Below are 14,860 nucleotides of genomic sequence, written 5' to 3' on the forward strand. Positions count from 1 at the left end.
GACGGGCCCGCGTCGGCCGGGAAGTCCCGGCGTCGGCGGCCGACGTGCTGGTGCCGGCCGCTCATGAGCGCGACAGTCTCGACGCCAGGTAGGGCGCGGTGGCGCTGCGCCGGGATCTCGCCACCTTGGCGGGAGTGCCGGTGACCACCACCCGTCCGCCCGCGTCCCCGCCGCCCGGCCCGAGATCGATGATCCAGTCCGCGGTGGCGATCGTGTCCAGGTCGTGTTCGACCAGGACGACTGTGTTGCCGGCATCCACGAGACGGTGCAACTGCCGCAGCAGCAGAGCGACGTCCGCCGGGTGCAGTCCCGCCGTCGGTTCGTCGAGCAGGTAGAGGGCGTGGCCGCGCCGGGCGCGCTGCAGCTCCGTGGCCAGCTTGATGCGCTGGGCCTCACCACCGCTGAGTTCCGTGGCGGGCTGGCCCAGCCGCAGATATCCGAGCCCCACCTCCTGGAGCGTCTCCAGGCTTCGCGAGGCCGCCGGGACCCCGGCGAGGAACGGGGCGGCCTCGTCCACGGACATCGCCAGGACGTCCGCGATGTTCTTCCCCCGGTAGGTCACCTCGAGCGTCTCAGCGTCGTACCGAGCGCCGTCGCAGGCCGGGCACGGCGCGTACGTGCCGGGCAGGAAGAGCAGCTCGACGGCGACGAACCCTTCCCCCTGGCAGGTCTCGCACCGCCCCTCGGGGACGTTGAAGGAGAACCGGCCGGCCGGGTAGCCGCGCGCCAGCGCCTCGTCCGTCGCGGCGTACAGCTTGCGCACCGCGTCGAACATCCCCGTGTAGGTCGCCAGGTTGGACCGGGGAGTGCGCCCGATGGGCCGCTGGTCGACGCGCACCAGCCGGTCGAACGCGTCGAGGCCCGAGGCGTCCCGCACCTCGACCTCGGACTCCGTCTCGTCGGGGTCATCGGGTGCGAGTCCGAGATGAGCGCGTACGACTTCCGCGAGGACCTGGGTCACCAGCGTCGACTTGCCGGATCCCGACACCCCGGTCACCGCTGTCAGCACCCCCAGGGGCACCTCGACGGACACGTCGCGCAGGTTGTGACGGGACACCCCGTCCAGGCGCAGTCGCCCGGACGGTTTCCGCGGGCGGCGAGCGCACGGCTCGGCACGGCCGAACAGGTGACGGGCGGTGGCCGACTCCGTCACCCGCTCCAGGCCGGCCACCGGCCCGCTGTACAGCACCCGGCCGCCGCCCTCGCCCGCACCGGGGCCGATGTCGACGACCCAGTCCGCACGCCGTACGACGTCCATGTCGTGCTCCACCACGAACAGCGAGTTGCCCGCGGCCCTCAAACGGTCCAGGACGTCCAGCAGGGGCTCCGCGTCCGCCGGGTGCAGGCCCGCGGACGGCTCGTCGAGCACGTAGACGACTCCGAAGAGTCCGGAGCGCAGCTGGGTGGCGATCCGCAGTCGCTGTGCCTCTCCCGGCGAGAGCGTCGTCGACCGGCGTCCGAGACTCAGGTATCCCAGGCCGAGGCCGAGCAGCACCTCCAGGCGCGCCACCACGTCGGCGCAGATCCGGATCGCGGCCTCGGTCCGCTCCGCGGGCGGAATGCTCCCCGTGGCGGTCCCGGTGCCGGACAGTCCCGCGACGGGCCGCAGCAGCGTCACCACGCCGGCGAGCGGCAGCGCGTTCACCTCGGCGACGGTGCGGCCCGCGAAGGTGACCGCGAGCGCCTCCGGCCGGAGCCCGCTGCCGTCGCACTCCGGACACGGCACGCCGCGCACGAACCGCATGGCCCGCTCCCGCATCCGCTCGCTCCTGGAGTCGGCGAGGACGTGCATGACGTGCGCGCGGGCGCTCCAGAACTTCCCGTGGTAGCCGTGGTCGGCGCGGCCGGGCTCCGGCTCGATCAGCACGGAGGGCTGCTCGTCGGTGTAGAGCAGCCAGTCCCGGTCCTTCTTCCCGAGCCTGCGCCACGGCCGGTCGACGTCGATGCCCAGACCGCTCACGATGCTGCGCAGATTGGCGCCCTGCCAGGCACCCGGCCAGGCCGCGATCGCCCCGTCCCGGATGCTCAGCGAGGGGTCGGGTACGAGGAGGTCCTCGGCGACGTCGTGGACGACGCCCAGCCCGTGGCAACGCGGGCAGGCACCGGCGGGGGTGTTGGGCGAGAACGCCTCCGCAGCCAGCCGGGGTGCGCCGGGCGGGTGGGTTCCGGCGCGCGAGTACAGCATCCGCAGCAGGTTGGACAGCGTGGTGAGGGTGCCGACCGTCGACCGTGAGCCGGGAGTCCCGCGGCGCTGCTGGAGCGCCACGGCGGGCGGCAGCCCGGTGATCTCCCGGACGTGGGGTGCGCCGGCCTGCTGCAGCAGCCGGCGGGCGTACGGTGCCACGGATTCGAAGTACCTGCGCTGCGCCTCGGCGTAGAGCGTGCCGAAGGCGAGGGAGGACTTGCCCGAGCCGGAGACACCGGTGAAGGCGACCATCGCGTCCCGGGGGAGGTCGACGTCCACGTTCCTCAGGTTGTGCTCGCAGGCGCCCCGCACGCGCACGAAGGAGTCACTCGGATCGTTCGTCACCCCTCCTGCCTACCCGAAGGGACGGGGGACCGCGCGAGCGGTGCCGCCGTACCAGGGGTGGCCGCGGGCGGAAGGCGGTGCGGGGTGGGCGGGGGTCCGGGCAGCGCTTTCCGCATGCCCGGTCCGTTTCGGTCGTCCGGGTGGCGCATCCCGGACAGGCCGGTGCGAGCGGTCCTGGAGGATCAGACCGTGGCGTCCACGGGGCCCTCGTCCTTCTGTCGCGCCGCTGAGGCCTCGGCCTCCTCGGGGGTACGGATGCTCGCGGCGCCCAGTTCGCCGGCGCGCTCGGCCGTGATGACGAGCCTGCCCAGCACCGCGGGCACGGCGATCGAGGGCAGCAGGTGCTCGAACAGCGTCACCACGCGGGTCTCCAGATCCTCGCGACCGGCGAGGATCTGCGAGTACACCTGCACCCCGGTCCAGGCCGCCGAGAACAGCCAGGCACTCTCCTCCGGGTCGACGTGCGGCAGCAACTCTCCCTGTTTCTTGGCCTCCTGCAGGAGATACCGGCACGCGTCGATCCACTGCGTCAGGGCCGCCGTGCCGAACTGGGCCCGCATGTCCTGTTCCAGCGACAGCCTCGCCACCGCGCTCACCATCGGGTCGCGGCGCATCTGATAGGCCACCAGCAGGCCCGTGTCCACGAACTCCTGCAGCCGGGAAGCCTGCGGTACGACGGACACCGCGGCGAACTGCTGTCCCAGCACGCCTTCCGCCAACGCCTGCTTGGAGGGGAAGTGGAAGTACAGGGCTCCCTTGGTCACGCCGGCCCGGGCCAGCACCTCACCGATCGTGGCAGCCTCGTAGCCGCGTTCGTCGAACACCGCCGCCGCGGCGTTCAGAATCGCCAGCTTCGTACGGACCGCACGCTCCTGACGCGCCACCAGACCTCCCGAAGTTCACTTGTGTACAACCATCCGCGGCGTCCGCACGGGACGACGCCAGTACAACCATGGGTGTTCTACTGCCTTCCTTTACGGAAACAAAACCAGGTAGTCCGTATTTTCACAAGCCACTACTCCCTTCGGTACCGGATGTCCAGGAACTCCGACGCCGTCTCCGGACCACTCCCGCCACCCTCCGCACGTCGGGCAACACGGTAAGCAACCAGTTCAAGCCGCCTTCAAGGAGCCCCGATGCCGTCCACCCTCCTCATCACCGGCCCGCGCGGGTTCATCGGACAGCACATCACCGCCGCCGCCCTCAAAAAACCGCACGTCCGGCTTCGAATCCTCACGCGCACCGCCGAGCGGTCAGCGACGGGCGCACGGGTGGCCACGGTGACCGCCGACCTGGGCGACCCCGACTCCTTGCGCGGACTGTGCGAGGGCGTCGACGCGGTCGTCCACTGCGCCTCCGCCATCGACGCGGACGCGTCCACGCTGCACGCGGTCAACGATGTCGGCACCCGGGCCCTGGTCGAGGACGCGGAGCGCCACGGCGTACGCCGCGTCGTGTACGTCAGCACCGCCGCCGTGTACGGCCACGGCACCTTCCACCGGGCGGATGTCGCGGATCTGCGCCCGGCTCCGGAATCGGCCGCCAGTCGCACGCGTGCCGCCGCCGAGCGCCACGTCCTGGCCGCCGGCGGCACCGTCCTGCGCCCGCACCTCGTCTACGGCGACGGGGACCGCCAGGTCGTGCCCGGCCTGACCTGGCTCCTGCGGTACCTGGGGGCGGCCGTGGACACCCCCGCCCTGCACTCCGCGGTCAACGTCGCCGACCTCGCCCGGGCCGTCGTCGCCGCCGCTCTCACCGACCGTGAGGTCACCGGCGCGCAGCACGCCAACCATCCGACCCCGCTGGCCGTCGCCGAGCTGATCGCTCTCGTCCTCGACCGCCTCGGCCTCCCGCCCCGCCCGCCGCTGACCCCGGACCAGGCCCTCGCCAAGGTCCGGGGCGACGCGCAGGCCCGTCACCACCTGACCATGCTCACCCGCCACCACTGGTTCCTCGGCGACACCCTGTGGGACCGGCTCGGTCTGGATCCGGGGGCCGCGCCCGCCCTCCAGATCCCCGACCACCTGCCACCCCGCCCGGAACAGGCCGCCGCGCGGTGAGCCGGCCGCGGGGTCGGCAGTACGGCGCGGGGGCTCCCCGCCCCCGCTGGGCAGGACCGGTCAGCCCGGGGCCGCCCGCCCCGCTCAGCGGTGACGGACGGAGGCGCACCTGACACAGGTACGCGCCGCAGGCCGCACCTCCAGCCGCTCCGCCGGGATCACCTCACCGCACGTGTCGCACGAGCCATAGGCGCCGAGCTCCAGACGCTCCAGCGCGCCGTCCAGCTCCTCCAGGTACTGCCGGGCCCGGGACAGCAGGGATGCCACGTGCGCCCGCTCGAACGCCGTGCTCGACCCCTCCGGGTCGTGCTCGTCGTCGACCGCGACCAGCGCGTTCGCCTCCACGATCGCGTCGAAGTCCCGCTCCAGGGCCGCGATCCGGGCGAACGTGTCCGCGCGCTCCGCCAGCAGCCGCTCGTGAACCGGGCCCGGCCCGTCGGCGGACGGAGTGCCGTCCTCGGAGGGAGTGCTCATTTCTGCTGGAACGACGGGATTCCTTCCGGTATTCCGGGTCCGGTCGGGGCGCCGCCACGGTGCGGCGGCGTTCGCGGCCGGGGCGGTCACCCGTCCGGCAGGACGCCCCGGAGCGCCTTGTCCAGGTGTGCGGCGAGTTCGCTGTCGCTCGGAGGGTCGGCGGTGAACAACCTGCCGAGTTCGGTGGTGAAGGTCTGGGTGAAGGCGCCGTAGAGCGGGGTGCGAGGGCGCTGCACGGCTCGGGTGAGGGCCGGCAGCAGGATGCCGCGGGCGTACCTGGGGCGGCCCTGGCCGTCTCGCGGCATCCGGTCGGCGCTCTCGCCGGACGGCGAGGGGCTCGCGCCGCCGGTCGCCGCGCCGGACGGTTTCGCCGACCGGCACCTGACGTCGTCGTCCCGGTACGCGGACACCCGCGTGGCCGCGAACCCCGCGTCCAGCAGGCAGCGTTCACTCTCCCGGCTCGTCAGGAACCCGATCAGGTCGGTCGCCGCGTCCCGCTGGGCGGAGGACCGGGTGACGGCGAGGTTCTGCCCGCCGAGCACCGCCCTGCCGGGCAGGGTCGTCACCCCGAGCCGCGCCCCGGGCAAGGACTGGTGAAGGCTCTGGTACGCGTAGGGCCAGTGGCGCAGGAACGCCGTCCGGCCGTTCGCGAAGTCGGTGAGCGACGCGGCCTCGTCGGAGCGGAGGGCGTCCTTGAGGAGGTACGAGGACTGGGTGCGGTTGCGCAGTTCCGCGAGGCCCTTCTCCAGGTCCGCCACGGTGGCGGTGTAGCGGCCCTCGGCGTCGGTGAGGGTGACGCCGCCGGGGACGGAGGCGAACGCCTCGATCCCGTTGACCGTGCGCCCCTCGTAGGCTCCGAACTGTGCGGTCCAGCCCTTCTCGTAGCCCCTGGGCCGGTCCTTGCCGGTCTGCTCGCCGAGGGTTTCGATCAGCTCCTGCAGCTGTCCCCGGTCGAGCCCTTTGCTCAGGTCGGTGTTCTGGACGCCCGCCCGGTCCAGGTGGTCGCGGCGGTAGTAGAGCAGCCCGACGTCGCTGTTGAACGGGACCGCGTACACCTTGCCGTCCCAACGCGCGGTGCTGGCCACGGACTTGATCACGTCGTGGTCGTCGACCAGCTCCAACGGCAGCGAGCGGATCAGGCCCGCTTCGGCGAACTCGGGGACCCAGGTCACGTCCAGGTTCACCACGTCGTACTGCGCACTGTAGGACTGGAGCGCGCCGAGGAGCTGGCTGCGCTGTTCGTCGGCGGAGCCCGGGAGTTCCACCAGGCGGGCACGGCGGCCCGTGTGGCGCCGGTCCTGCTGTGCGTTCCAGGTGTCGATGAGCTGCTGCCGGATGCCGCCCTTGCCGGTCACGTCCCGCCCGCTGGCCACGACGATGTCGCCCGCGGCCCCGGGTGTGACGCCCGCTCCGGACTGCTCGGAGGCACCGCCGCCGGTGCAGGCGGCGCACGCAGTGAGGAGAACGGCGAGCACCCAGGCCCGCCCACGCGTCCACGGTCGCCTCATTCGTCCCCCGTCCCCGTCCGCGCCACCTCGTCACGCAGGCCCGCGACGAGATCGGCCCTGGTGTCGAGGCAGCGCCCGCCGCTCGCCTCCGAGATACGGGCGTCGGGCTTGTCCCGGTCGCAGCCGCCGCTGTCCAGCGCCGCCATCACCACCGGGACCCCCTGGTCCTCGGCCGACGCGAGGAGCCTGCCCAAGTCCTTGCCGGCGGTGAGCCGGTCGTTGTCCTCGTCGTCGGTGACGTAGACGATCAGCTGGGGGCGCTCGTCGTCCCGGCCGCGCCCCGCCATGTAGTCGAGGGCCGCCGTCAGCGCCGCGTACGGGTCGGCCTCGGCGTCCTGGACCGCGGCCTCGCGGTCGATGGTCCGCTCCGCGTCCGCGCGCGAGTGGCGGCGGAAGGGCAGGAGGACGTCGTACGGGCCGCTCCCGCGCGAGGCGACGGCCCAGACCCCGTACTCGTCCCGCCCGCCCAGTCCGCCCAGTGACTGCTTGAGGATGCCGGGGGCGCCGCCGGCGCCCTCCCACAGGTCGCCCATCGAGCCGGAGCTGTCGAGCAGGAACAGCACCCGTCCGGGACCGTTGGCGTTGCGGTACCGCTCGAGGGCCGTCGTCAGCGCGTCACCGCGGGCGGGCGCCGGGAGCGGGCTGGGGCGGGCGAGTGTCCCGGTGTCGTTGCCGCGGGGCGCGAGGAAGTCCCCGCCGGACACGGCACGGAAGCCGTCCTCGCCGAAGACGTCGAGTCCGCCCGGGCCGTCCTCGGTGGTGCCGCCGACCAGCCAGTCGTGGAAGCGCCGGACGGCGTCGTCCCGTGCGGCCCGGTCGCGTTCGGCGTTCTCCCAGCGCACGCGGACGAAGGTGGGGTCCAGGGGCGGTACGTCCGTGGGGTACTCGGCCAGCCGCGGGGTGCGCGTCGGCCCGTCGCAGCCGAGTCCGCTCACCATCAGGAACTCGGGCACGAGCGCGGCGGTGCGCTTGTCGACGTCCCGGTGGTCCGGCAGCGCGCACAGCAGATCCGCGCCCGTCGGCGCGGGCGGTCCCGGCTGCGCCACGGTCCCCTCGGCGCGGCTCACGTCGGTGCCGGAGCCGTAGAGACCGACGCTGGCCAGCAGCGCGGAGTCCGTGTACTCGGGGTCGGTGCGCCGTACGCCGGCGTCCCGCTGCCGCTGGAGGAGCTTGTTCCTGAGGGTGGCGAGCGGTCGTCCGGTCCTGTCCCGCAACGACTCCTCGGCGATGTTCTGCGGGACCGACAGCACCATCGGGGAGTACGCGAACGGCTTGCTGTCCGGTTCCAGCGTCACGTACTTGCGCAGCGGTTCGACCGGCTGGGCCCGCGCCGCGGTCGCGGACGTCGCCGGGATCCAGATGTCGGGCTGGGGGCCGATGTCGCGCTGCGGGTTCAGTTCGTCGCTGACGGGACGCTGCCAGGGGTCGGACCGGTCGTGGAAGCCCGTCACGGCGTCGGCGGTACCGGCGCCGTACACCGTGATCCCGCTGCGCCGGCAGCCGGCGGACGTCGTGTTGGCCGGTGAGGTGAGATACGCCTGTGCGGCCCTGCGCACGGTGGGCTCCAGGTCCGGGTCGGTGAGGAGGCGCAGTTCGAGGGTCGGGCCGCAGGACGACTGGTCGGGGCCGGTGCCCCAGAGAAGGGCGTAGCCGCCGGCGCCCGCGCCCGTGAGGACGACCGCGGCCGCGACCACGGCCTGGCGGGGCTTGCTCCGCGACCAGAGCAGCAGCCGGCCCGCCCAGCCCGCGGACGGTGTCCGGCGGGCCCGGGACCGGAGCAGGGCGAACGCGCGCGGCCGCGACCGGCCTCCCCCGGCCTGCTGCTCCGCGCCGGGCGGAGCATGGTCCGGGGGCGTCTCCCGTTCCCGCGGCGGGAGCACCACCGCGTGCCGTGGCGGCCGTAATTCCCGCCCTTTCCCGGGCTCGTCGAGCTGCGCGGGAGGCGTCCGACGCCCCTCATGGTCCTTCGCGGGTTCCCGGGGCTGCTCCGGGGGCACCGGGACGGTGTCGACGGGCACGGGCGCCGGGGTTGGGCCGGCCAGGACGATGTCGGTGTCGCCCCACCGCTGCGGCTCCCACGGCTCGTTGCGCAACGTCGTGTAGTGGGCGGACATGTGCGCGGTGAGCGTCTCGGCCAGGTCCAGGAACGTGACCTCGCCGTCCCGTCCGGCACCCCCCTCCTCCAGCATCCGCACCAGCTCGGAGGTGAAGGGCGTGGGCGTCGCGTCGTCCCCGGCGTCGACCCGGTTGTTGGCCTGCGCGCTCATCAGCACCGAGAAGCGGCGCCGGTCCGCGAGCGCCTCGCAGACCTGTGCGGCGTTGCCGGCGTTGCAGCAGTCCAGGACGACGACCACGTGCCGGGCCCGGCTGGTGGCGAGCACGGTCAGGACGCTGGAGAAGGGGTCGGCGCCAGGGAACACGGCCCGGCTGCCGGGGACGACGCGCGCGTTGCGCATCTGCAGCCAGAGCTCGTCGCCCGCGCTGGGCACGGCTCCATGACCCGCGAAGTAGAAGAGGAGCAGCCCCTCGGCCTCGTCGGCGGCGGTACGCAGCGCCTCGCTGAAGGCGTCCAGGTACGGCGACCCGGAGATGACGACCTCGCCCTTCCGGAACACCTCGCCCCGCAGCAGCGCACCTTCCAGCAGGGCAAGGTTGTGCTCCACGGCGGCGAGGTCGCCGGGGACGCCGTGCGGGTCCTTCGGCCGCGTGGAGTCGTACACGGACACGCCGACCAGCAGGGCCCGGTTCACCTCTCCGCGCGGGTCGAAGCGGTGCACCGGCCTACCTCTCGTCGAGGTCCACCGGGTCGACGTCGTAGTCGGGCGGATCGCCGCTCTCCACGGAACGGCGGTTCTCGTACCAGGCCTTGACGCCTCTCCTCACCTGCTTGAACACGATGTCGAACGTGGACTGGGCGGCGGCCCCGGCGAGCAGCAGCAGGATCTCGATCCCGGCGCCCATGGGTCTGCCGTGTTCGTCCGTTTCCTGGTCGTCCGTCCCGGCGCGCTCCTGGATGCGGAGATCGCCGTTTCTGGCCAGCTCTTCCAGCGGCTTCTCCCGCTCCAGCCACTTCTTCAGAGCACCGATGTCTCCCTGGCTCGCGGTGCCGTCCAGCCGGACCCGGATCGCACGGGTCGCCACACCCTCCCCGTCAGTCATAACTCAGCATCATGGCACGGGCGTTGGCGCTGTGCGAGGATTCTGCCCCGACGTTGCCCGGCGGACCGGCGCACACGCGGGCGTGCGGTACTCCCGGGACGGCGTCGTGAAGTGCCCGTGTATCACTTGTGCATCCCTCTTCCCAACCGGAACCGTTGACGTGCGAAGATGCCCTGCCCCGGCAGCAGGCGTCCGGGGTAGAGGGGAAACTCAGTGAAGTCAAGGAAATTGAGCGGAACGCGGCGTCGCGCCACCATAGTGACGGCGGCGGCCGCTTCGGTCGTCGCGGGTGCGGCCATGCTGCCCAACTGGAGTGCCGGTGCGAGCAGCGCCGGAGCCGGGGAGCCCGTGGTGGATCCGGCCACCAGGGCCACCTTCCAGCGGCTGGCGGACGCGGTCTTCACCGACCGTACCGACGCCCTGGTGGACCACAAGCAGAACCGGGGGCGCTCGCCGCTCGCCTCGCGTTTCTCCGGTGACGTGGAGCTGTCCTCCTCGCTGGAGAACAAGGAGGACTCCACGCTGTCCTCGCTGCGCGGCCGCAAGTCCCGCCTCGCCACCCTGGGCGAGCGGTACAGCAAGGCCGAGACCAGCGTCACCCTGGACAGGACCCGGGTGCGGGGCGGGCACGCCACCGTCCAGGTCACCGAGACCACGATGCTGACGTACGAGAAGGTGCGTGGCGACGAGCCGAAGACCACCGGCTTCCAGGCCCACCACAAGCTGACGTTCACCGCCGACCGGCAGGGCGACTGGCAGCTGACGAACGTCCGCAACACGGATGACGGCTACCTGGCGGTGAACCAGCCGGCCAAGACCTCGTTCACGGCGGCGGTCGCCGACGACGACATGCCCGCCGCCGCCCGCTCGGCCACCTCCTGGCCCGCTCCCGCCAAGGCCAAGAACTTCTCCGCCACCGGCTACAACTACAAGGCCATGGCCGCCTACGCGGAGAAGTACTGGGACGACTACAACCCGGCCTATCCGAGCTTCGACGGGGGCGCCGGCGACTGCACCAACTTCGTCAGCCAGTCCCTCAAGGCCGGCGGCTGGAAGCACGTCCCCGGCTACGTGTACGACTACACCAAGTGGTTCGGCAACGCCGACATCCACTCGGACTCGTTCGTCGGCGTCAACGAGTTCTCCTGGTTCTCCCTGAACTCCAAGCGGGCCACCAGCCTCGCGAACGTCTACCAGATGGACGTCGGCGACGTGCTGCAGATGGACTTCAACAAGGACGGGTCCAAGGACCACACGATGATCGTCTCGTACCGCAGCTCGCGGGGCGTGCCGTATCTGACGTACCACTCCGCGGACACCTACCGCAGGTCGGTGGCGAGCATCATCGCCGCGAACCCGAACGCGGCGTACTACGCGTACCGCACCTGATCCGACCGGCTGTGCCCCGCGACCGGCACGAACCGCCCCCTGGGTTTCCGGGGCGGGCCGGACGCGGGGCTCTCCCGTTCCCGCGGAGCGCGATGGCCGGGACGTGGCCGACGAGTGGAGGGTCAGGGCCCGTCGAGGGCGACCTCCAGGCCGCGGATCACATAGCCGCTCGTCTCGTCCTGGAACGAGACGCGAGGGGGCGTGACCATGCGGATGCCCTTCAGCGCGAAGAGGCCGCTCAGGAAGACGTCGGTCTCCGTCATGGCGAGGTCGGCTCCGGGACAGCGGTGCGGACCGTCGCCGAAGGAGAGCGCCATCGCCTTGCCGGTCGTCGCCGGGCGCCCCGGGCGGACCAGCAGCGGATCGGCGCCCACCGCTCCCGGATCGGTGTTGACCTCGTCCACGAGGATGTCCACGAGCGCACCGGCCGGCACCGTGACGGGGCCTTCGGCGCCCGGCACTTCCAGGTCGCCGGTGGTCCTCCGGCTGAGGCGGGCGACCACGGGTTCCAGGCGCAGGATCTCGTGGAGGACGGCGAGCCGTTGCGGCCCGTCCCCGGCACGGAACCGGTCGCGGAGGCCGGCGTCCGTGAACAGATGCCAGGCGGCGACGCAGCTGAACTCACGGGTGGTGACCATTCCGGCCGCCGCGTACGTGAGGCACTCTCCCAGTATCTCGGCGTCCGTGCAGCCTTCCGCGATCAGATGTGAGATGAGGTTGTCGTCGGGCCGTGCACGGTGGGCGCGGATCGCGGGGCGCACGTCGGCGAGGTAGACGCGCAGCCAGTTCGTGTTCTGGCGGAACAGCCAGTAGATCCCGTGCGGGCTGGTCAGTCCCGGCCTGCCGAACTTCTCGGGGAAGAACCGCTCCAGCCGCCGCTGGATGCCCGGTCTGCTGCGGGTGAGGCCGATGACTTCGCACGCCACGTCGATCGCCACGCCGAAGCTCAGGTCCTCCAGCCGGGCCGCGCCCGCCGTGCGCAGGGGCGCCAGGTGTTTCTCGGTGACGCGTTCCGCCAGGTCCCGGTAGTGCTCCTCCACCCGGCGGGGAGTGAAGTAGCGCGCGGTCCGGCGGCGGTGCTCACGGTGCTCGGGGCCGTCCCGGTACAGGACGGGACGCCGGATGCGGGCCGGCAGTTTCTCGACGGTCTCGATGCCGAGGCCGGCCTGGACGGTGTCGGCGCTGCGCAGGACGGTGCGTGCCGCCCGGTACTCGCGTATCTGCCACGTTCCGTCGTCGTCGCGGCCTACCGGGCAGGCCCGGCGGGGACGGTCCCTGTCGGTCTTCCGTGCGTCGTCGTCGGCTCTGCTCATCGGCCGGTGCCCTCCGTCGTCGCCGTCGGCCCGCTCCGCGGGAGTCGGCCGTCAGGTGTGTTCCGACAAACTTCAGGACACCGGCCCCTGCCACCAGCACTCCGGCCGCCAAGGTCCGCCCGTCCGACACCGCGGCGAGGTCACGCCGTGCTGCCGGACGTCTGCGGGGCCGGCTCACGCCGCCGACGGCTGCCACGCCTCCTGGAACCGGCGGCGGGCGCGGTGCAGCCGGGAGCGCACCGTCCCGACGGGCAGCGAGAGGGTCTTCGCCATCTCCTCCTCGTTGAGTCCGTAGACCCGCAGTGTGAGTACTTCGCGGTGCTGCGTCGACAGTCGTTCCAGGACGTCGTTGATGTGGACGGTGTCCAGGGGGTTCGCCTCGTGCCGAGCCTCGACCGGTGGACAGGTCATCGCGTCGTCGAGGCGTTTGACGGTACGGACCGCCTCGCGGATGGTGACGGAGCGGACCCAGCCGTAGAAGGCCGCGGGTTCCCTCAGGGTGGCGAGGCCCCGGTATATGGCGAGGAGCGCCTCCTGTGTCGCGTCGGATCCGTTGTCATGAGCGATCGAGTAGCAGACCCGGGCGACGTACGGCGTGATGTGGGTGAGCAGGTCGTTCATCGCCTGTTCGTTGCCTGCCTGGGCGCGCGGCAGCAACAGGGCGAGGGGGGTGGGGAGTTCGTGCGCGGTCTTCATCTCGGAGGGGTGCTCCTTGGGGGAAGCCGGTGGGGGCGCCGCGGCCGCGGTGAGGGGTGCCCTCAGCTCGTGATGGCGGGAACGGCGGGTCGGTCGCCGGTCGTGGCGAAGGTCAGGAGCGCGGTACGGACGTCGTCGCGGAAGCCACGCATGAACGCCGGGGTGAAACACGCCGTGTAGTGGGGGAACTCGATGGCCAGCCGCCCGTCGAAGGAGACCACGCAGGCCATCACGGGGCTGCGGCCGGCCTGCGGGAAGTACTGCTCGCGGGCGGGCACCAGACGGACGTCGGTGACCTGCGCCCCGTCGGGCAGCCGGGGGCCGGGGGCGGAACCCATGTTGGTCACGATCACGGTGCCCGTCTGGAGGGCGGGGTGCCGAGGGATCTGCGGCATGATGCGCAGGTCCTGGAAGTGGTCGCCCTGTTCGATGGAGTGGCGCAGGTGGGTGCCGACCTCGCGGGCCAGGGCGAGCGGTTCGGTGTCCGCGCCGACCGTGACGGCGTGCAGGTGCATGGTGACCGCGGGGACCATCACGTCGGGCGCCAGGGACGGCGTCAGGCGGGAGCGCAGGTCGACGGGCGACAGGCAGCCGAGGACGCGCGGGCCGTCGCCGTCGAGCCGCTTGCGGGCGGCGGTCAGCACCGCCGCGCTGACGAGGCCGTGCACGGACACGCCGGAGTCGCGGGCCAGCCGGCGCAGGCGGGTGGTGTGGTCGGCGTCGAGGAGCAGGCGGCGCACCTCGATGCGGTGGCCGTTCTCCGCCGCGGCCGCGTCGGCCTCCGGCTGCCGGGGTGCGTCGTAGGCGACCAGCTCGACGGGACGGTGTCCGGTCTCGGCGAGGCGGCGCTCCAGGTACTCGGCGGTCTCCGCCTCTTCCGAGGGCGGCAGCAGAGCGCTGACGGGTTCGGGCCAGGCCGGGGGGTCCGTCTCCTCGGTGACCGGAGCGGAGGGGCTCGGCGCCGGCTCCGTCCCCTCGACGAGGGCGCGGTACCGGTCCCAGAGGGTGTTGTGGAGCGCGATGGCGCTGTGTCCGTCGGTGATGGTGTGGTCCACCGTCAGGACGAGGAGGTGACGGGATTCGTCGGGTTCGCTGGTGAGGACGGCCCGCAGGAGCGGACCGCCCACCGGGAGGGGGGTGTTGAGCTCCTCCTCGTACGTCTTCTCGGTGTCGCCGGTCCGCAGGACGAGCCGCGGCCTGTCGTCCTCACCGAGGAGTTGCAGGGCGTATCCCGGCCCGTCGGGGGTGATGCGTGCCCGCAGGGTCGGCCGCTCGGCCGTCACCGCGTCGAGCGCCCTCGACAGCGCGACCGCGTCGAGGTGTCCGCGTACGGCGCAGGAGAGCACCGCCCTGCTTCTCTGGGCCACGTAAAGGGTTTCGACGGGACACAGCGCGCGCATGCGTTCAGCCTTTCTCGCCGCCTCCGCCCCAGGCGGGCCGGGAACGGAGACGGTCCTTTGCACAGAATTTCCGGATTCTTGACGCAGTCGGATCGCTAGGGGACGAGGAGATCGGGTGCCGCGGACAGGAGAGCGAGGGTGAAAGGAAGTCGCCGGTATTCACCGGAAGTGGCTGCCGAAGCAGCCCTTCACCACCTCGGGAACCTCTTGCCGACATTCCCGATTCATTCTTCCGTCACATGCCGTCCATTCGGGAGGGATTCTCGTCGCCGGACTTTCTCGCACACGCCATTGAGCACCTCCCCGCACCGGGCCGAAAGCCACCGAGACC

Annotated in this window: 11 protein-coding genes; 2 read left to right on the top strand and 9 right to left on the bottom strand. The window is 72.3% G+C overall.

Going from position 1 to position 14,860, the window contains the following annotated elements:
- Nucleotides 1–61: 61 nt before the first annotated feature.
- Nucleotides 62–2,530, bottom strand: a complete 2,469-nt coding sequence (gene uvrA / locus AC069T_RS10580; protein WP_478782365.1) for an excinuclease ABC subunit UvrA — start codon at nucleotides 2,528–2,530, stop codon at nucleotides 62–64.
- A 182-nt stretch (nucleotides 2,531–2,712) separates the two neighbouring features.
- Nucleotides 2,713–3,414: a ScbR family autoregulator-binding transcription factor gene (locus AC069T_RS10585; protein ID WP_478782366.1), complete on the bottom strand. Its 702-nt coding sequence runs from the start codon at nucleotides 3,412–3,414 to the stop codon at nucleotides 2,713–2,715.
- 252 nt (nucleotides 3,415–3,666) lie between these two features.
- On the opposite strand from AC069T_RS10585, the gene AC069T_RS10590 reads away from it, so the two are divergent.
- Entirely contained in the window at nucleotides 3,667–4,590 is a 924-nt protein-coding gene (locus AC069T_RS10590) for an NAD-dependent epimerase/dehydratase family protein (protein WP_478782367.1), read from the top strand.
- Between the two features lie 84 nt (nucleotides 4,591–4,674).
- Here AC069T_RS10590 and AC069T_RS10595 read toward each other — a convergent pair whose 3' ends face one another.
- From AC069T_RS10595 to AC069T_RS10610, 4 genes are all read right to left on the bottom strand, one after another.
- A complete protein-coding gene (locus tag AC069T_RS10595; RefSeq protein ID WP_478782368.1) occupies nucleotides 4,675–5,064 on the bottom strand; it encodes a TraR/DksA family transcriptional regulator in 390 nt (129 codons plus the stop codon).
- Nucleotides 5,065–5,150: 86 nt separating this feature from the next.
- The gene (locus AC069T_RS10600) at nucleotides 5,151–6,572 is read right to left on the bottom strand and encodes an extracellular solute-binding protein (protein ID WP_478782369.1); all 1,422 of its coding nucleotides are present in this window, start codon (nucleotides 6,570–6,572) and stop codon (nucleotides 5,151–5,153) included.
- Nucleotides 6,569–9,349, bottom strand: a complete 2,781-nt coding sequence (locus AC069T_RS10605; RefSeq protein WP_478782370.1) for a caspase family protein — start codon at nucleotides 9,347–9,349, stop codon at nucleotides 6,569–6,571. The genes AC069T_RS10600 and AC069T_RS10605 overlap by 4 nt, the downstream gene beginning before the upstream one ends.
- A gap of 4 nt (nucleotides 9,350–9,353) precedes the next feature.
- Entirely contained in the window at nucleotides 9,354–9,731 is a 378-nt protein-coding gene (locus tag AC069T_RS10610; protein WP_476753280.1) for a hypothetical protein, read from the bottom strand.
- A 213-nt stretch (nucleotides 9,732–9,944) separates the two neighbouring features.
- Here AC069T_RS10610 and AC069T_RS10615 point away from each other — a divergent pair, with 213 nt between their 5' ends.
- Nucleotides 9,945–11,120 carry an amidase domain-containing protein gene (locus AC069T_RS10615; protein WP_478782371.1) on the top strand — a complete coding sequence of 392 codons (1,176 nt, stop codon included), beginning with the start codon at nucleotides 9,945–9,947 and terminating at the stop codon, nucleotides 11,118–11,120.
- 122 nt (nucleotides 11,121–11,242) lie between these two features.
- Here AC069T_RS10615 and AC069T_RS10620 read toward each other — a convergent pair whose 3' ends face one another.
- The 3 genes from AC069T_RS10620 to AC069T_RS10630 form a co-directional block, all read right to left on the bottom strand.
- Nucleotides 11,243–12,433 (bottom strand): cytochrome P450, encoded by a 1,191-nt coding sequence (locus tag AC069T_RS10620; protein WP_478782372.1) that lies wholly within the window; start codon nucleotides 12,431–12,433, stop codon nucleotides 11,243–11,245.
- Between the two features lie 174 nt (nucleotides 12,434–12,607).
- Nucleotides 12,608–13,129, bottom strand: coding sequence for an RNA polymerase sigma factor (locus AC069T_RS10625; protein ID WP_476753264.1), 522 nt, complete (start codon nucleotides 13,127–13,129; stop codon nucleotides 12,608–12,610).
- A 62-nt stretch (nucleotides 13,130–13,191) separates the two neighbouring features.
- Entirely contained in the window at nucleotides 13,192–14,496 is a 1,305-nt protein-coding gene (locus AC069T_RS10630; protein WP_478782373.1) for a phthiocerol/phthiodiolone dimycocerosyl transferase family protein, read from the bottom strand.
- Nucleotides 14,497–14,860: the final 364 nt, after the last annotated feature.

The organism is Streptomyces sp. NPDC043867 (genome assembly GCF_056435845.1).

What these genes read in the sequence shown, in the direction of transcription:
- AC069T_RS10625 (WP_476753264.1), bottom strand. Translation starts at nt 13,129, where the DNA reads ATGAAGACCGCGCACGAACTCCCCACCCCCCTCGCCCTGTTGCTGCCG.
- AC069T_RS10610 (WP_476753280.1), bottom strand. Translation starts at nt 9,731, where the DNA reads ATGACTGACGGGGAGGGTGTGGCGACCCGTGCGATCCGGGTCCGGCTG.
- AC069T_RS10590 (WP_478782367.1), top strand. Translation starts at nt 3,667, where the DNA reads ATGCCGTCCACCCTCCTCATCACCGGCCCGCGCGGGTTCATCGGACAG.
- AC069T_RS10620 (WP_478782372.1), bottom strand. Translation starts at nt 12,433, where the DNA reads ATGAGCAGAGCCGACGACGACGCACGGAAGACCGACAGGGACCGTCCC.
- AC069T_RS10595 (WP_478782368.1), bottom strand. Translation starts at nt 5,064, where the DNA reads ATGAGCACTCCCTCCGAGGACGGCACTCCGTCCGCCGACGGGCCGGGC.
- AC069T_RS10600 (WP_478782369.1), bottom strand. Translation starts at nt 6,572, where the DNA reads ATGAGGCGACCGTGGACGCGTGGGCGGGCCTGGGTGCTCGCCGTTCTC.